Source organism: Aeromonas sp. 97A (assembly GCF_051919185.1).
Taxonomy (GTDB): Bacteria; Pseudomonadota; Gammaproteobacteria; order Enterobacterales; family Aeromonadaceae; genus Aeromonas; species Aeromonas veronii.
Genome location: NZ_JBQBFF010000001.1, coordinates 2,554,878 through 2,571,890, shown reverse-complemented (window position 1 = coordinate 2,571,890; position 17,013 = coordinate 2,554,878). Strand labels below are relative to the sequence as shown.

17 protein-coding genes and 1 pseudogene are annotated in these 17,013 nt (G+C 58.5%); 6 read left to right on the top strand and 12 right to left on the bottom strand.

The window, feature by feature from the left end; genetic code table 11:
- Positions 1–34: 34 nt before the first annotated feature.
- Together ACTG27_RS11370 and rlmM are read left to right on the top strand one after the other, a co-directional pair.
- On the top strand, positions 35–421 hold the full coding sequence (locus tag ACTG27_RS11370) for a DUF423 domain-containing protein (protein ID WP_100654345.1): 387 nt from the start codon (positions 35–37) through the stop codon (positions 419–421).
- On the top strand, positions 414–1,508 hold the full coding sequence (gene rlmM, locus ACTG27_RS11365; RefSeq protein ID WP_005338617.1) for a 23S rRNA (cytidine(2498)-2'-O)-methyltransferase RlmM: 1,095 nt from the start codon (positions 414–416) through the stop codon (positions 1,506–1,508). The genes ACTG27_RS11370 and rlmM overlap by 8 nt, the downstream gene beginning before the upstream one ends.
- Positions 1,509–1,590: 82 nt before the next feature.
- On the opposite strand, the gene ACTG27_RS11360 is transcribed toward rlmM, so the two are convergent.
- The 7 genes and pseudogenes from ACTG27_RS11360 to queF form a co-directional block, all read right to left on the bottom strand.
- Positions 1,591–2,049, bottom strand: coding sequence for a hypothetical protein (locus ACTG27_RS11360; RefSeq protein ID WP_439979688.1), 459 nt, complete (start codon positions 2,047–2,049; stop codon positions 1,591–1,593).
- Positions 2,050–2,166: 117 nt separating this feature from the next.
- Positions 2,167–3,174 (bottom strand): isocitrate dehydrogenase, encoded by a 1,008-nt coding sequence (locus ACTG27_RS11355; RefSeq protein WP_439979687.1) that lies wholly within the window; start codon positions 3,172–3,174, stop codon positions 2,167–2,169.
- Positions 3,175–3,333: 159 nt separating this feature from the next.
- Positions 3,334–4,134 (bottom strand): flap endonuclease Xni, encoded by an 801-nt coding sequence (gene xni / locus ACTG27_RS11350; protein ID WP_439979686.1) that lies wholly within the window; start codon positions 4,132–4,134, stop codon positions 3,334–3,336.
- A gap of 135 nt (positions 4,135–4,269) precedes the next feature.
- Positions 4,270–5,625, bottom strand: coding sequence for a nucleotide 5'-monophosphate nucleosidase PpnN (gene ppnN, locus ACTG27_RS11345; RefSeq protein ID WP_204478264.1), 1,356 nt, complete (start codon positions 5,623–5,625; stop codon positions 4,270–4,272).
- Positions 5,626–5,773: 148 nt separating this feature from the next.
- Positions 5,774–7,389: pseudogene (locus ACTG27_RS11340) on the bottom strand (diguanylate cyclase).
- An 83-nt stretch (positions 7,390–7,472) separates the two neighbouring features.
- Complete coding sequence (locus ACTG27_RS11335; protein ID WP_439979685.1) at positions 7,473–9,755, bottom strand: tetratricopeptide repeat protein; 2,283 nt, start codon at positions 9,753–9,755, stop codon at positions 7,473–7,475.
- Between the two features lie 210 nt (positions 9,756–9,965).
- Positions 9,966–10,814, bottom strand: coding sequence for an NADPH-dependent 7-cyano-7-deazaguanine reductase QueF (queF, locus tag ACTG27_RS11330; RefSeq protein ID WP_439979684.1), 849 nt, complete (start codon positions 10,812–10,814; stop codon positions 9,966–9,968).
- 204 nt (positions 10,815–11,018) lie between these two features.
- Here queF and syd point away from each other — a divergent pair, with 204 nt between their 5' ends.
- Entirely contained in the window at positions 11,019–11,567 is a 549-nt protein-coding gene (syd, locus tag ACTG27_RS11325) for a SecY-interacting protein (protein WP_439979683.1), read from the top strand.
- A gap of 92 nt (positions 11,568–11,659) precedes the next feature.
- Here syd and ACTG27_RS11320 read toward each other — a convergent pair whose 3' ends face one another.
- The 5 genes from ACTG27_RS11320 to ACTG27_RS11300 all read right to left on the bottom strand — a co-directional run bounded on the left by ACTG27_RS11320 (position 11,660) and on the right by ACTG27_RS11300 (position 14,593).
- Positions 11,660–12,445, bottom strand: a complete 786-nt coding sequence (locus ACTG27_RS11320; RefSeq protein ID WP_236268005.1) for a Zn-ribbon-containing protein — start codon at positions 12,443–12,445, stop codon at positions 11,660–11,662.
- A 3-nt stretch (positions 12,446–12,448) separates the two neighbouring features.
- Positions 12,449–12,745 carry a DNA-binding protein gene (locus ACTG27_RS11315; protein WP_439979682.1) on the bottom strand — a complete coding sequence of 99 codons (297 nt, stop codon included), beginning with the start codon at positions 12,743–12,745 and terminating at the stop codon, positions 12,449–12,451.
- A gap of 84 nt (positions 12,746–12,829) precedes the next feature.
- Positions 12,830–13,066 (bottom strand): DUF2789 family protein, encoded by a 237-nt coding sequence (locus ACTG27_RS11310; protein WP_005338602.1) that lies wholly within the window; start codon positions 13,064–13,066, stop codon positions 12,830–12,832.
- A gap of 74 nt (positions 13,067–13,140) precedes the next feature.
- Positions 13,141–13,440 (bottom strand): DUF3301 domain-containing protein, encoded by a 300-nt coding sequence (locus tag ACTG27_RS11305; RefSeq protein WP_139409987.1) that lies wholly within the window; start codon positions 13,438–13,440, stop codon positions 13,141–13,143.
- 112 nt (positions 13,441–13,552) lie between these two features.
- On the bottom strand, positions 13,553–14,593 hold the full coding sequence (locus ACTG27_RS11300; protein WP_439979681.1) for a DUF3549 family protein: 1,041 nt from the start codon (positions 14,591–14,593) through the stop codon (positions 13,553–13,555).
- A 276-nt stretch (positions 14,594–14,869) separates the two neighbouring features.
- Here ACTG27_RS11300 and ACTG27_RS11295 point away from each other — a divergent pair, with 276 nt between their 5' ends.
- From ACTG27_RS11295 to ACTG27_RS11285, 3 genes are all read left to right on the top strand, one after another.
- Entirely contained in the window at positions 14,870–15,205 is a 336-nt protein-coding gene (locus ACTG27_RS11295) for a YqcC family protein (RefSeq protein ID WP_005338596.1), read from the top strand.
- Entirely contained in the window at positions 15,202–15,975 is a 774-nt protein-coding gene (gene truC / locus ACTG27_RS11290) for a tRNA pseudouridine(65) synthase TruC (RefSeq protein ID WP_041202291.1), read from the top strand. The genes ACTG27_RS11295 and truC overlap by 4 nt, the downstream gene beginning before the upstream one ends.
- A gap of 90 nt (positions 15,976–16,065) precedes the next feature.
- Positions 16,066–16,506 carry a flavodoxin gene (locus tag ACTG27_RS11285; RefSeq protein ID WP_266134126.1) on the top strand — a complete coding sequence of 147 codons (441 nt, stop codon included), beginning with the start codon at positions 16,066–16,068 and terminating at the stop codon, positions 16,504–16,506.
- Positions 16,507–17,013 lie beyond the last annotated feature (507 nt).

The following is a 17,013-nucleotide window of genomic DNA, read 5'->3' as shown; positions in this document are numbered from 1 at the left end:
GATTGCCAGCCGTGATGAGAGAGGGAGAGTGAGGATGCAGATCCATCGACATTGGCTGATACTGGCCGGTCTCTTCGGGTTGACGGCCACCATGCTGGGGGCTTATGGCGCCCATGGATTGGCGGCGACCGGTATTACGCCCGAGCGTCTGGCGGCATTCAATACCGCCGTGCAATATCAGTTTTTTCACGCATTGGCCCTGCTGGTTCTGGGCTGGTGTGGTGTGCGCAGCAGGGTGATCCACCTGGCTGGCACCGCTTTTGTGCTGGGGATCATCGGATTCTCCGGCAGTATTTACGCCATGGTGCTGCTTGGCAGCAAGGGGCTGGGGTTGATTACCCCGGCCGGTGGCCTCTGTTTTATGTTGGGATGGACGGCCCTGATCTGGGCTGGCTGTCGTCTTGGAGGAAAAAATGAATAATCTGCTGCTTTATTGCCGCCCCGGTTTTGAGAAAGAGGCGGCTGCAGAGATCACCGAGCGTGCCGGTAACATGCAGTGCTACGGTTTCGCCCGGGTCAAGGACGACAGCGGTTATGTGATCTTCGAACTGTATGACGAGGAGCAGGCGGACCTGCTGGCTCGCAAGCTGCCATTCCGGGAGCTCATCTTCATCCGCCAGATGCTGGTGGTCACCCATGAGCTGAAGGATCTGGATGTCGCGGACAGGATCTCCCCGATCCTTGAGGCGGTGAGTGACTACACCATTTGCGGTGATCTGCGGGTCGAAACCGCGGACACCAACGAAGCGAAAGAGCTATCGGCCTTCTGCCGCAAGTTCACCGTGCCGCTGCGTCAGGCGCTGCGCAGCAACGAGATCCTGACCAAGAAGGAGACGCCGAACCGTCCGGTGTTCCACGCCTTCTTCATGGCCAATGATCATGTCTTGCTGGGTTACTCCTACTCGTTCAACAACTCCGGATTCCACATGGGGATCCCGCGCCTGCGCTTCCCGGCCGATGCACCGAGCCGCTCCAGCCTCAAGCTGGAGGAGGCGTTTTACGTGTTTGTACCGCGGGAAGAGTGGGATGTGCGTCTCTGCTCAGGCATGAAGGCGGTGGATCTGGGTGCCTGTCCGGGTGGCTGGACCTATCAGCTGGTGCGTCGTGGCATGATGGTGACTGCGGTCGACAACGGCATGATGGCCCAATCCCTGATGGATACCGGTCAGGTCAAGCATATCCGGGATGACGGTTTCGTCTGGCGTCCGAGCAAGAAAAACACCTACTGGCTGGTGTGCGACATGGTCGATAAACCGGCGCGGGTCGTTCACATGATTGCGGACTGGTTCCGTGAGGGCGACTGCCAGGAGGCGATGTTCAACCTCAAGCTGCCGATGAAGAAGCGTTATGCCGAGTCGGTGCACAATATCGAGGTGCTGCGCGAGATGCTCAAGGAGATCGACAACGCGTTCGTGATCCAGGCCAAGCAGCTCTATCACGATCGAGAAGAGATCACCGTGCATGTTTACAACAAGTACTGGGTCTCCAAACTCGAGCCCAAGGCGTGATGTAGCAGTTCTGCCCGTACGATAAATACCAAGGCCGACAGGGAAACCTGTCGGCCTTTTGCTATTCGGTTGCCGGAAAATATCAGAAACGGTAATCGAGGCGCAGGGAAGATTCGTCGTCGGTCACCTTGATCTCTATCTGCAGCGGGATGGTTTTGTCGACCGGATTGAATTGCATCTTTATCCCGTCCCCTCTCAGCCTGAGGGCGGTGTTCATTCCGCCAGCCTTGAACTTGACCTTGGGTCTGAAGCGTTCGACCGACAGACTGACGCTCTTTTCCGGGGTCAGATTAAGCTGCGGGTAGGAGGTGATCTTTTGATTACCAAAGTTGTCGGTGGAGACTTCAATACCAAACGACAGGGGTTTGGGTGCCTTGAGCAGGTCGTTGGTATCCAGGCTCGAGCGCCATACCTCGGTAGCAGTCCGTTTTTCCTGCTGCGGCAGTTTGGCTGTTTGGGTTAATTGAGCCTGTTCGAAGGCGCTTGCAGTACCACAAACCAGCATCAGACCCGAAACCAGATAGCACCCGTATCCCTTCATGAAAAACACTCCCTGTTCTTCTTCTCTATTGAACATAGTTGCTGTTTGGGGAGTGGCAAAGGATTCGGAAACATAAAAAAGGGAGCCTAGGCTCCCTTTTAAAATCAATTGGTTAGCTTACAGGCGATCGATGATGGCTTGGGTGAATTCGCTGGTGGAAGCCGTGCCACCCAGATCGCGGGTGACCCGATCACCGGATTCGACGGTGGCTCGTACCGCCTCGCGGATCCGCTCTGCTTTATCCTGCATACCGAGGTACTCCAGCATCTGGATGGAGGCGAGGATCACCGAGGTCGGGTTGGCAATGTTCTTGCCTGCGATGTCAGGCGCAGAGCCGTGGACCGCTTCGAAGATGGCCGCGCCATCGCCAATGTTGGCGCCGGGCGCCATGCCAAGGCCGCCGACCAGACCGGCGCAAAGATCCGAGAGGATGTCGCCGAACAGGTTGGTGGTGACCATGACATCGAAACGCTCCGGGTACATCACCAGATTCATGCAGGCGGCATCGACGATCATCTCTTCGCTCTGGATATCCGGGTAGTGGCTGGCGATGTCACGTGCCACTTCGAGGAACAGGCCGGAGGTTGACTTGAGGATGTTCGCCTTGTGGATGATGGTGACCTTCTTGCGCCCTTCCTGACGGGCCAGCTCGAAGGCGAACTTGACGATGCGCTCGGCCCCTTCTCGGGTGATGATGCTCATCGCCTCGGCACTCTTGTTGTCATCGCTGCGCTTCTGACCTGCACCCGAGTACATCCCTTCGGTGTTTTCACGCACCGTGATGATGTCGATGTTGTCGTAACGGCTTCTGGTGCCCTTGAAGGAGATGACCGGTCGCACGTTGGCGTAGAGGTTGAACTTCTTGCGCAGGGAGACGTTGATGGAGGTAAAACCGCCGCCGACCGGTGTGGTCAATGGCCCTTTCAGGCTAACCTTGTTCTTCTCAATCAGATCCAGGGTAGCCTGGGGCAGCAGCTCGCCATGCTTCTCGAGGGCAACCAGACCCGCATCAGCGTATTCGTACTCAAAGTCACAGCCCGCATGGGTCAGGATCTGGATGGCTGATTCAATGATGCTGGGGCCGATGCCGTCGCCGGGGATCACGGTAATTTTTCTTTTGGACATGAGAGGGTTCCACTTCCAGGGTATAGGGGAGGATGGGGCTGCTTTATAGCATTTACTCAGCAAACCAACCACATTCCTTTACATTCTACTCACTTTTATCAACAGCGAGGGTGAGTCTCGTCATGGTTCACGCCCTTGCCTGCATTTTTGTTCGGCACTTTAGTCTGGCTGGGGCGGGTAGCGGATGTCCCGCAGGTTGAATCCCAGCGGAATATCCCGCTGCAAGCGCACCAGCTGCTGGGCCAGCAGGGCCTCATCCTGATGCTGGCGCAGCTTGAGCAGTGGCTTGGCGGCGTCCTCTTGCTGACAGGCTTCGAGCATGGCGGCCATATTGCCATATTGCTGCAACAGCTGGGTGGCGGTCTTGGGGCCAATACCGGGTACACCCTTGATATTGGAACCGCCGATGCCGGTCAGGGCCCAGAAGTCGACCAGCTGAGCAGGGGCTACCCCATATTGCTGCTGGACGAAGGCCGCATCCAGCCAGCGCTTGTTGAAGTAGTCGCGCACCCGGATCTGCGGGCAGATCAGTTGGCAGAACCCCTTGTCGGTGGAGATGATGGTCGCCTGATGGCCATGGCTGGCTATGCCGCGGGCGAGGGTGGCGATAAGGTCATCCGCTTCATCTGTCTCGGAGAGCAGGGCATCGACACCGCACTCCCAGAAGGCATCCTGCAGGGTCGCCAACCCCTCACGCAGTTCAGGGGGCATGGGGGTTCGCCCCTCCTTGTAGGCCGGATAGACCTCTTTGCGCCAGCTATGCACCTCGCCATCAAACACGGCAATGACATGGGTCGGCTCGCTATTGGCCAGCAGCTTGCGGCAGGTATTGATAAGGTTGGCGCGGGTGGCAACCAGCGCCTGGGCAGGGGTCAGTGCCTGCTGGGCCTGTACCGCGTGCAGACGGCGAATGAGGTTGAGGGCATCGATGATGAGCAGGTGTGGCCGGATAGTTGACATGGGGCACTCTTGGCGGTCGGGACGCCCCATTGTAACAAACCGCTCGCCTTATGGGGGATTGATGGCAGTCGGGAAGGCATTGAGCCAATAAAGAGGGGCGCCGATGCGCCCCTCTGTCGATGATGTATCTGTACCCTAGCGGACGATTTCGTAGCAGGGCACATACTGACTGCCCGGCAGCTTCATCCGCTGCTGCTTGACGAAGCTCTCCAGCAGTTTGTCCATCAGGTGCATCAGCTCCTTGTCGCCGTGCAGCTTGAAGGGGCCCTTCTTCTCGATGGCACGAATGCCCCCTTCCTTGACGTTGCCGGCGACGATACCGGAGAAGGCTCGACGCAGGTTGGCGGCCAGCAACTGGGGCGGCTGGTTGCGGTGCAGATCCAGACTGGCCATGCTGGCGTGATCCGGTTCGAAGGGGAGTTGGAACTCCGGCTCAATCTTGAGGGACCAGTTGAAAGAGTAGGCATCACCGACCGATTTGCGGTATTCGCGGATTTTCGGCATCGCCTCTTTCATCACTCGGGCCACTTCCGGCGCATCGCCGACAATGACCCGGTAGAGTTTGGTCGCCGGTTCACCAAGGGTCGCCTTGATGAAGTCGTCGATGGCTCGGAAGTAGTCGGCACTCTCTTTCGGGCCGGTCAGGATGATGGGCATCGGCTGCCGCTCGTTGGCCGGGTGCATCATGATGCCGAGCAGATAGAGCAGCTCTTCGGCGGTGCCGACCCCACCCGGGAAGATGATGATGCCGTGGCCGAGGCGTACGAAGGCTTCAAGTCGCTTCTCGATATCCGGCAGGATCACCAGCTCGTTGACGATGGGGTTGGGCGGTTCTGCCGCAATGATGGAAGGCTCCGTGAGGCCGATGTAGCGGCCGTTGCGCACCCGCTGTTTGGCATGGCCGACGGCCGCCCCCTTCATCGGGCCCTCCATGGCACCCGGGCCACAGCCGGTACAGATGTTCAGCTCACGCAAGCCCAGCTCGCTGCCCACGGCGCGGGTGTACTGGTATTCGATCTCGTTGATGGAGTGGCCACCCCAGCAGACGATCAGGTTGGGATCGGCGCCGGGCAGGATCACCTTGGCGTTGCGCAGAATGGCGAACACCACGTTGGAGATGTGAGTGGAGTTGGTCAGATTGACCTGGCGGTTGGACTCGAGCTGATTGGAGACATAGAGAATGTCGCGCAGCACCGAGAAGAGGTGCTCCTGAATGCCGCGAATGATCTCGCCATCGACAAAGGCGTGCTCGGGGGCATTGAACAGTTCCAGCTTGACCCCGCGCTCGCGCCGGATCACATGAATATCGAACGATTTGAAGCGCTCCAGGATCTCCTTGGAGCTGTCGGTATGGCTACCGGAATTGAGCACTGCCAGCGAGCAGTTGCGAAACAGTTGATAGATATCGCTGGAGGCAGTCTGCTTGAGGCGATCCACCTCAAGCTGTGACAGCAAATCCATGCTGCCGACGGGATTGATGTGCGTAATCATAGGTTCCCCTTTACTCACTTGTTATCGTTGTGTTTTTCCCTGGGGAGAAAAGGGGACGCTATGTTGCATCCCCTGAGATCGATAGTAGTGGTAACTGAGGGGGGAGGGAAATAGGGCGACGACTGTTCGCTGTTTTTTTAGCCGCTTGTCAGGCCAGTGTCACTTGATCCCGACCGGTGTGCTTGGAGTGGTAGAGCGCCTTGTCCGCCCGCTCGAACACATCTGACGGGTTGTCCCCATCCTTGAACAGGGTTGCGCCGATGGAGATGGTGATCTCCACCTTGGCATCTCGAAAACGGAACGGGATGCTCTTGATGGTCTGGCGCAGGGTCTCCAGCGGCTTCTGGAACTTGTCCGGGTTGATGTTGGGCAGCAACACCACGAACTCTTCCCCACCAAAACGGGCGATGAAATCAGTGTCACGCAGCGCGCTCTGCAGTGCTTTGGCGACCACTTTCAGTGCCTTGTCACCCGCCATATGGCCGTAGTTGTCATTGATATTCTTGAAGTGATCGATGTCGATGATCGCCATGCAGAGCGGAGTGCGGTAACGAAGCCAACGTTTGTACTCCTGCTCCAGCCGTTCATCGAGGGCGGCCCGGTTGTGTACTTGGGTCAGGCTGTCGAGGAACAGCTTGTGTTTTTGAATGGTCAGCCGCTTCTTGTACTCGGCGGTCTCTTCCTTCATCAAGCGCAGCTTGGACTCCATGGTGGAGAGGCGGGTGAGCAGGTGACGCTCCCGCGCCGCCGTGCTGTCACGCTCTTGCAGCAGCAGGTTGATGGCGCCCATATGGCCGGAGATGGCGCGCTTGAGCGCATCGATGGAGTTATGGCTGGCCAGGGAGTGATCGATCGCCTGCAACTCGTTGACCAGCGCCTCGCGGGTCTCTCGGGTTTCGTTTTGCAGCGCGCGCCCCTCATCGAGGGATTCAGTAAAGCCGACATGTACTGCGGACAGGCTCTCGTTGAGGGAGCTGAGGAAGGCGCGGGAGGCTTTACGCTCCTCACGGGTGCCTTCGATGATGAGCTCGATCACCTGAAGGCAGGTTTCCGCCAGCAGGGCAGGGTTGATCCCGATCAGCAGTTGGCGGCGAATGTCCTCAGGCTCTCGCCAATGGCGCCGGCAAAGTCGAGTTCGGTGATAAGCCGCTGCAGCTCATCGGCGATGCGCGCGTGATCCTTTAGATCAAACGGGTCTACATCGGGCTGGCCATCGTTGCTGGCAGTATCGCTTTCTTGTTGAGTTGCACCTGAAGGTACCAACAGGGGTTGGCTTGGCAGCAGCTGGATCTTGATCGCCTGCTGGTAGAACTCCAGCAGCTTGATCACCTTCTTCTGGTGATCGGCAATGCCGTAACCGGCGGGACTTGCCAGAAATTCCTTGAGGGACTTGCGGGTCTCTTCCGGGAAGCCCTTGATGTTTTTCAGCTGTTTGGAACCAAGTTCGATGGCGGTTTGGGTCAGGGTGATCGACTCTTCCAGCGCATTGCTGTGCTGCTGCAGCAGTTTTTCAATGGCCAGCAGGTCGGCGTCCAGCGAGGTAAATGCGGGATTGTTATCCAGTTTCTGCTTGAGCTTGGCGAAGCGATTGTCCAGCTCGCGGTCGAAGCCACGGCAGGAGAGCATCAACTTGTTGATAAACTGGATACCACGGGCACGCTCTGCATCGGAAAACGACAGTACGCCGTCGAGTTCCAGCTGTTTCTGCTGAAGGGATTCCCTGAGTCTTGCCAATTGTCCTGCTACGGCAGCGATGTCATTCATTATCAGGTCGCCCTGTTGTCATTATTGTTTTTGGTGTTGGATAGCAACAGTGGTCGAACTTGGTTTCGATCCTCGCCTGTTATCTACATTATTTCCTGGTGGTTATCGGCTGCCGGCTTCCTTGCAAGGCTGGGCCAATTAACCCATTGCTTTTCATGAGAAGAATTGACTTTTACCAGTCCCTTGTCAATTGCCATCAGGCCGCATTGCCACACATCTCCATTAAAAAATGCCGCTTGTTGGCAATCGATCGCCGCGAGCTCCAACCAGGCGTTTTGCTGGCATTTTTCACTGAGCTGAATGGCTCCCGACAGGGCGAGATAGCAGAGGTCAAACAGGCCATTGTGATCGAGCGCGGTCGCCGCCTTCGGCAGGAAGGGGTGACTGACAATCCCGAGGCTGATCCGGCGATCCAGCGGATAGTTGCAAGGGAAGGCGGCGATGGCGGTCAGCAGATCTCCCGCCAGTTGATGCAGGTTGGTGACGTGGCGCTGTGGCACCACATAGAGCATGTGTCCTTCACGCAAGTCATAGATACGGCCATCTTGCGGGGTCAGGGTGTCCATATAGGCACCGAAGGCCTGCTCGATTTCTCTGCTGGCCTGATAGCCGTGGCGCTCCAGCGTGTTGACTAGGAAAGGCACCCGGAACAGCAGATAGTGCAGCTTGTCATCGAACTCGCTGGAGGGCTGTTCGCTGAGGTACCAGCGATCTGATTTCAGCTGGCGCTTTGCCATCTCCCGCGGCCAGCGGTTCATCAGCCGCTGCCAGTTGGCCAGCCCCGAGCGTGGCTCGATCAGCAGGGCCTCATTGGTCCGTTTCAGTTGCAGGCGGGCAGTACGCAGCTTGAGCCAGAGGGTGAAGAAGAGGTAGATAAAGAGCGCCAACAGCAGGCTGGTGGTGATACTCGACCAGAGATAGCGCTCCTGCTGATGCTGGCTGTTGTTAAGCCGCTGCTCCAGCTCCTTGATATGTTGCACCCGCTCGACCTGAACATAGTTGTCACGGATCGCCGCCTGCTCCATGGCTTGCTCCTGCTGGCGCACCTCCTCGCCAAGACGGTGGAAGCGCTTGTAGCTGTCGAGAGCCTGACGTAGATACCCCTTCTGCTCGTAGGCAAGCGACAACAGGCGGAATACCTCGTACTGACGGCGGGTATCACCGAGCTGATTGGCCAGCGCGCGGGCGTTCTCCAACTGCAGAATAGCGATGGCGGCCTCCTGCTTCTTCAGATAGAGCTCGCCGAGCAGCAGCAGCGTATCTATCAGTGGCTCTTTGGCATCGTTCAGCTCGTGGGACTGACGGGCCGCATTGAGGTAGTTGCTGGCCAGCGAGAGGTTGCCGCTTTGCAGGTAAGTTTTGCCGATTTCGTATTTGAGCAGGGAGGCTTGCGGTCGGTTGCTCCCCTCATCGAGCAGATCCAGCGCATTGAAGAAGTAGACCAGCGCCATATTGAGGTCGCCCTGCTCGCGGTTGAGTCGCGCCAGCACCATCAGGGAGTCGCACAGTAGGGAGGGGTTGCCGATGGAGTGGAAGTAGTTGGCCGCCTCATTGGCATACTGCAGCGCTTTCTGGGGCTCCTGCTCCTGCTGGTAGAGTTTCACTATCTGGTTCGATAGCAGGCCGAGAAAGAGCGGGTCATTGAGGCTTTTGGCCTGTTGCTGGGCATCGATATATTCCCCCAGTGCCAGCTGTGGCTGCTGCAGCGCGCGATAAAGGTCGCCGCTGATGGCGCTGACCCAGGCACTGGCGAGGGGATTGGGGGTCTTGGCGGCCCAGATCCGCGCATCTGCCAAGTGGGCCTTGGCATCATCGAAGTGCTGGTTCTCGATGTCGTAGCTGGTGCGTTGCAGGCGGCCATAAATCTGGAGCTGGCTCTGCTTGAGCGTGGGGACGGCCAGCTGTTCGTCCAGTTGATCCATCAGGGCGCGGCTGGTGCTCTGGTTATCCGGTTTGAGGGCCTGGCTGCGGATCTTGAGATAGAGGCCGTGGGCCTTGAGTTCCGGTTGCCGCTCTTTGTCTGCCAGCGTCATCGCCTTGTCGAGCGCTTGCTGGGTGGCCTGATATTGACCCAGTTGCAGCAGACACTCCCCTTTGAGCAGATGGGCGCCTATGGTCTGGGCCGCCGTGCTGTAACTCAGGATGGGCTCGCGATAACCGAACTCTTGGCGATTGCTGATGATTTGCTGGGGATTATTGGCTGCGCGCGTCAGGAAGGCGGTGGTGATCTGGACGCATCTGGCAGGATCGGTCAGTACCATCGATTGCGCTTGTTGCAGATCGATAGAGAGTTGCTCCTTGTTCAGATCCAGATTCGGAGCTGACAGGGAGGACATCATCATGGCCAGAAAAAACAGTTGATTCATTGGATTAAGGACGGCGCAGAGGTGTTGGCATGTTATCCAAGCCCCCCCCTGCGAGTCCAGCGTTTACTGTGGTTTGCTGGTGGCCGGCAAGTGGGTTTCGTCTGGATTTTATTATCCAGCCCCCTTATCCCAGCTGCGTAAAGCATCGATTGAAACCTTTTAACCAGTCATGGAGGGCAGTGCGACTGCCCTCTATGTCGCAACTCGACTTTATTGGCGGATCAGACGCAGGTTGGCGGGCACGGCTTCGAAATCGGAGCGGAACGGGTTGATGTCGAGGCCGCCGCGGCGGGTATAGCGGGCATAGACGGTCAACTGTTCAGGCTGGCAATAGTGCTTGAGGTCGATAAAGATCCGCTCGATGCACTGCTCGTGGAACTCGTTGTGCTGGCGAAACGAGATGAGATAGCGCAGCAGCTTCTCCCGATCGAGTTTCTGCCCCTTGTAGCGGATCACCACAGAGCCCCAGTCCGGTTGGCTGGTGACCAGACAGTTGGATTTGAGCAGGTGGCTGTGCAGGGTCTCCTCGACCAGCTCGCTACCGGCTGCCCCTTGCAGCAGGGACGCATCAAACTCGTAATTGTCTACCTCGATATCCTGCTCGTCGATGCACTCGCCGGGCAGTAGGGCAATCTGGTGCGGCGCCTGAGCAAGGGGGAACAGGGTGACCGTGACGGTCTCGCCCGCACAGGCACTCAGATCCTTGGTCAGCATGGCGGCGACTGCCTCGATAGAGTCGCAACGGGTCTGGTTGAAGGAGTTGAGGTAGAGCTTGAAGGATTTGGATTCGATCAGGTTCGCACTGGTGGCCGGGATGGTCACTTCACCCACCGCCACCATCGGCTTGCCCTTGGCATTGAGCCAGGAGAGCTCATAGAGGGTCCAGACATCGCAACCGCTAAAGGGCAGGTCATTGCCCAGCTGGAGATCATTCCGGTTCAGGCTACGTGGAACCGGCTGTAGCAGGGAGGGGGTGTACTGGCTGATGTAATCGGATTGCTGGCCCAGGCTCAGGCCGGTCAGGGCGCTGGCCCCGGCGTATCTATCTTGTTTGCTCACAGGGTTGCTCACGTAATGTGCTCATGATGAGTGGAATGAAACGGGCCATTGCAGGGCCGGATGGTTGCAGCCGTTTGGCTTGGGCGTCGGCCTCTCTGTATCCCGGGTTCTGTTTCCCGGGTCACAAGGTCGGCTGGCAACCTTGTCTGTGACCGGGTTTGGTGGTGCAATAGCGGACTTTGCCAGCAATTGTGGGGATTTTCGATGTCGGATCAAGTTTTGTCTGCCCTGGAGCACTTTTTTGCCCGCTGGCAACGGGATGGCGAGGCCAGACGAGGCCTGCCCCTGTGCGAGTGGGAGGCGGACTGGCGTTCCCCCTGCCAGCTTGGTGAGCCCGCCGATGGTCGGGTGGCCTGGCGCCCTCACCAGCGCTCCGAGCCCGGCGATTTCACCGCCATGAACGAGGCGCTGGATCTGCAGCTTCATCCCGCAGCGACCACCCTGTTTGGCCACTGGTTCAGCCGCCCCATCCCCTGCCTTTTCAAGGGGCTGCGCCTTGAATTGATCCTGCCATGGAACGACGCGGATCTCGACCTGCTCAAGGAGAACCTCATTGGCCATCTGCTGATGTTGCGCAAGCTAAAACGAACCCCCTCCATCTTTATTGCCACCACCCGCAACGAGATGACGCTCATCTCGCTGGATAACGAGAGTGGTCGGGTGTGGCTGGAGTGGCTCGATTCCGGTCGCCGTCTGACGCTGGCGCCCTCTTTGCCGGCGTTTCTGGAACGGCTGGAGACGTTGCCACAATAGCGCCGGTTCGAGCCAAGGTTACCCATCGGAACGAAAAGAGCCTTGCCATGCGGCAAGGCTCTTTTTTATGGCATCGCGTACAGGGAACGCGCTTAATCCTTGAAATCCCAGGAGAGGTTGGAGACCAGACGGCAGCTGTCGCACTTGAAGTCGAAGATCTCGTGCAGTGGCGCTGCCAGTGCCCACTCACCGCCACAGCTGGGGCAGGGGCGCGCCTTCTCCTCGGCAGCGCTCAGCCCGCCCACCCGGTAGAGGTAGTAGTAGGTGGGGATGCCGGTCAGCACTTCCAGTCGCTTGGCCAGATCGGTGCCGCGCCGGTAGAGGCGGCTGCCCACTTCGCCGATTTCGTGCAGCGCCGCGTGTTCGGCGATGGAGCCGTTCATCTGTAACTGATCACACGCCTCCCAATCCTCCTGCCACTTGATGATCTGTTTCTGATCGCCGTTGGCGACCGCGGGCAGTTGGTAGAGCGGAATGGGGGCGAAGTGGTCGCCACAGCGCAGCGGCGAGCAGGTGTGCAGGAAGCTGGTGTAGAGCATCATCCAGCTCGGCCGCTCGCCCTGTGTGCCACAAGGGTCTGTGCTGTCGGAGAGCAGATCCGCCCCCTGCAGCTGGAGTTTGGGCGCCAGCAACCCCGCCTGATTGAGCTGCTGTTCGGCCAGTTTGACCTGCTCGCTCTGGTTGTCGGGGTGCAGGCTATCCTGCTCCGGGCAGACCACCCGACTGACGAAATAACCGTCGTGCATGCTGGTGGGGAACTCCCGCCCGAGGATCTGGCCCTGATAACGCAGCATGTCGAGGTAGTTGACGATGGCCCGCTCGGCGTCGCCAAGGGAGGTATCGCGGTAACACTCAAAGCAGAGTTCGACGATATACATGGTTCAGCCTTGCCCCTGCTGGAGGAGCAGGTCGGTCAGGCGATCCACCTTCTGTTCGATGCGTGCGAGCTGTTCGGCGAGTTGCTGCAGGGTGAGCGCCGGCGCTGGCTGGGGCACGGCCTCTGGCAGGAGCTCGCTCTCGGCGGTCGCGACGGGTTGCTGCTTCCACTGGCTCAGCACTTTCAGCAGCTCGGCCATCGGCACGGGCTGGGTAAGGCGGGCCTTGATCATGGCGGTGGTGGGTGTCAGGCCCTTGGCGGCCAGCTCGTTGGCAATTCGGACGATCTCGTGGGCGGACATAAGCATGCTCTGGGTGAGAAGGAGGGATCGATATCGGGGCGGGATCTTAACCAAAGCTGGCAGGGGAGGAAAGGGGCGGGCGGCTTAGCGGGGCTGGCGCAACATCACATCGAGCTGGTCGATCGCCTCGCACCAGTCGGAGTCGTTCCACAGGGCATCGCGCAGAAAGCTGGCTTGGGCGGCGTTCCAGAAACCGGCCTCCGGCAGCAGGGTCTCATTGTCGAGGTGATGGTCGTGCACAAAGCGGTGCAGGCTCAGCTCGTCGTTGGCCATCCCGAGCTGGGCAAACAGGGCTGGCAGATCGTGGACAAGGGGTTCCATCTCGTCTCTCCCTTTGTTTAATCCCTGAGATTATAGACAGGCACAGCCATCGGGCGCAGAGACGAGATTGGAGATCAGGCTGAGGGGATGCGATGGGGTGGCAGATCAACGCCTACAATGTGCAGCCCCTGCATCTTGAGGGTGCCCTGATAGTGGCTCTCGCCATCGCTGGAGAATTCAAACTGATAGTGGGTCAGCAGCCGCAGGGGATTGTGTGCCAGCTCCCGCCGATGGCGGGCCAGCGACAGCAGTTGCAGGTCATGGTGCTGGCAGTAGCGACGCATGTATTGCCAGGCCACTTCTGCCTGTTGGCGTTGCAGCCAGAACAGGCCGGCAATCGCAATCAGCAACAAAATTCCGAGCATCTCTCCCATAGGCGGGCTTCCTTATCGTGATGTCGATAACCGGGAGTCCTGCTCGGCACTCCCGATCTCCTTTTCTATATTCCCGCCGTGTTGCCTCGTGGCGTGAGGGGGAGGCGAGGGATCAGGCCGAGGCAAACAGACGGCCGATGGCCTTGCCCAGCGCATCGCTGCGGTTGGGGTCACGCAGTCTGGCCAGCATATCATTGCGCAGGGCCGGTAAAGTGACCAACTCGGCAAAAACCTGATTGAAGAACTGGGTCGGTTGCAGTGCCAGTTGTTCCAGATAGTGGCTGAGCAGATTGGCATCTTTCAGGTCGGGCCAGAGCCGGCCGGCGATGGCGAGCAGTAGCGCAGGGCTCGGCTGGGTTTGCAGCAGGGTCAGCAGCTTGTTGGTGCGCAGCGTGCTGCCGGGGCAGGAGGCCATAGCGCGGCAGAGGTAGGCCAGGGTCTCCGGGTTGGGGGCGGCGCACTCCTGCTCCTTGCCGATCCGCTCGAGCAGGGCGCCTTGTACTGCTGGCGGCAGCGGGGCGTTTTCAAGGCTCTGGCAGAGGGCATAGAGCGGCTCTTGCGGCAGTTTGGGCAGCGCCTTGCAGATCAGCGCCAGATTGCGCTCATCATGCAGTCGCTCGGCCAGGTCGGCAAAGCCCTGCAGCCCCAGAGTCTGCCAACCGGTGTCGTTGGGGGCGGCCAGATAGTGGCAGAGGGCATCGTAATAGGCAGAAGGGGCCTGCTCCAGCTGTCGCGCCAGCTTGGCATGCAGACTGGCCATCTTGGCCTCCGCTGGGCGGAAGGTGTAGGGATTGTCGGCCAAGCGCTGGGCTTTCTCTTCATCCAGATCGCCGGTGAGCTTGTAGCCCAGGGTCTCCACCACCTGATCCATGAACAGCTTGGGGCCATTTGACATCAGCAGGCCGCGCTCATCGAGGGCAAACTTGAGGAACCAGAGGTAGTGGCGAGACTCGCTCGGCTGGAAGAAGTGCACACCCAGCCAGGCGTGCTGTTGCAGCGGCAAGGGATAGGGCTCTTGCTGCTGTTCGATGCGCACAAAGGTATCGCTTGCCAGTGGCCGCACCTGGCGGCCCATGTCAAACAGCTGGAACTGGGTGCCAGCCTGAGTCAGAAATTCGGTCAAGGTATTGATGGCAGTAGGCGTCGCAGACATGGTGAGATCCGGCTAATGGTGATGCGGGCCGATTATAAGGCCCTTGCCGAGGATAGCCAGTGGCAGCAGACGTGCGCTGCGGCAGATATCAACATGGCAGCCATGCGGGGGGAGGTGTATAGTATCGCCCTTTTTTAAAGGCGGCAGGCCGCGCTGGTTGCCGTGTATGTCGTTGACTCGGCTGAACCGCCGGTGCTGTGCGACTGAATGTATCGGCATCCTGGCTGACCCTGTCGGGTCGGCGGATCAATTTGTGGTTATGAGGAAGAGAGCGAGATGAATCAATATTTGCTGGTAGCTGGCCTGTTGGGGGAACTCACCGCCGAGTTGCAGCGCCTTGAGCGCTGGCAAGCTGACCATCCCGGTGACGAAGCCCTGGCAAGCACCCTGCCTTTTTGTGTCGATACCCTGAGCTTTGATCAGTGGCTGCAGTTCGTGCTGATCCCGCGCATGGAGCAGCTGGTGATGTTGCAGGCGCCGTTGCCGACCAGCGTCTCCCTCTATCCCATGGCCAGCGAAGTCTACAAAGAGGATCTGGCCGAGGCAGAAGCGCTGCTGCGCCTGATCGCCCGCTTCGATCTGCTGCTTTCCGGCAAAGTGATTGAACAATGATGCCAGATCAAACCCGAGAAGAGAGTGACCTGAAGCTGACCCTGCTCTATCAGGATGAGTGGCTGGTGGCGGTCAACAAGCCGTCAGGTCTGCTGGTGCACCGCAGTTGGCTCGACAAGGGCGAGACCCGTTTTGCCATGCAGATGACCCGGGATCTTATCGGCGGTCGCCATGTCTATCCGGTGCATCGCCTCGACCGACCCACCTCCGGTGTGCTGCTGTTTGCGCTCGATCCGGTGATTGCCCGCGCACTGACCGAAGCCTTTACCCAACGTCAGGTGCACAAGGAGTATCTGGCATTGGTGCGTGGCTGGGCGCCCGAGCAGGGGGTGATCGACTATCCCCTCAAGGAGCAGTTGGACAAGATTGCCGATGCCATGAGCAACCCGGATCGTCCGGCGCAGGATGCCGTCACCACCTTCCGGCGCCTGCATCAGGTCGAGCTGCCCCACGCGGTATCCAAGAAGCACCCCACCAGTCGTTACAGTCTGGTCAGATTGTTCCCGAAGACCGGCCGCAAGCATCAGCTGCGCCGTCATATGGATCACCTGTTCCACCCCATTGTCGGGGATACTACCCACGGGGATGGGCGCCACAACCGTTTCTTTCGCGAGCACTTTGGCTGCGAGCGGCTGCTGCTGGTGGCCCGCACCCTGAGCTTTACCCATCCGGTGCTCAAGGTGCCGATGCGGATTCAGGCGCCGCTCGGTCAGGATGTATTGCGCCTGTTTGCCGAGCTGGGCTGGCCCGCCAGCGAGAGCGACTACTAAGCGCCTGATCCTCAGCCTTGAACCGGTGGCATCTGACGCCAGCTTGCTGATAGAGTTGCTCAAAAGAGTGACTCAAGCAGGGAGAGGAGAATGGCGCAGATCGATATCGTGGTAGGAACTGTCTATGGCGCAGCCATGCTGGTGGCCGAGACCTTGGCAGATGAGCTGGAACGCAAGGGGCATCACTGTGCCCTGCACGAAGAAGCACGGCTGGCGGACATCGACCCCGGCCGTTTTTTATTGCTGGTAAGTGCCACTACAGGGCAGGGGGACATTCCTCCCAATCTGCAGCCCTTTGCCAGCGAGCTGGCTGACAAGGCGCCCTGGCTCAAGGGGCTGCGGTATGCCCTGATTGCCATGGGTGACAGCAGCTATGACCATTTTTGTGGCGCAGGCCGTCGGCTGGACGGATTGCTGCAAGAGCTGGGCGCCACGCGAGTGATTCCCCCGCTGGAACTGGATGCTACCGTGCACGATGAACCCGAACAGGTGGCACTCAGCTGGCTGAAAAAGTGGGATATTCAGCCCTGAATATTCTCTGAAATAGAGCCATATCAATCCCCTGATCCTTAACCGACAGGGGATTGTTATTTGCACAAATGTCATCTCACTCAGCAAGCATATTTCCCACTCTTATTGTCGATAGTGGCGGAGGGATATTTTCCCCTTTTGGCATTCCATCGGCGTAATGGTTTCAAGCGCACCGCAGACCCGTCGTCCAAATAAAAGTTCAATCTTGAAAGCGATCTCAGTCATGTTTTTGTCATTCGAACGTAAAATAATGACTTTGGTTCAGTCGCGAATTAATTGCTGGTAACGCTTTCAGGTTTGCCATAATTGCTTGTTTTGTGGTTTTATTGGTTTACTATTGCTTCTCCGGTCGGTTTTTTGCTGGCTGGTGTTGTGGCGATCGTTTGCCGAGCGATTTGTCGCCATTTTGTGAGTCGCTTCATATTTGTCGTGAAATACGCTCCCTATAATCAACCTCGGTTATCACCAACAGGATTACATGGTGATAAGAAGTTGAATATTCAGGAT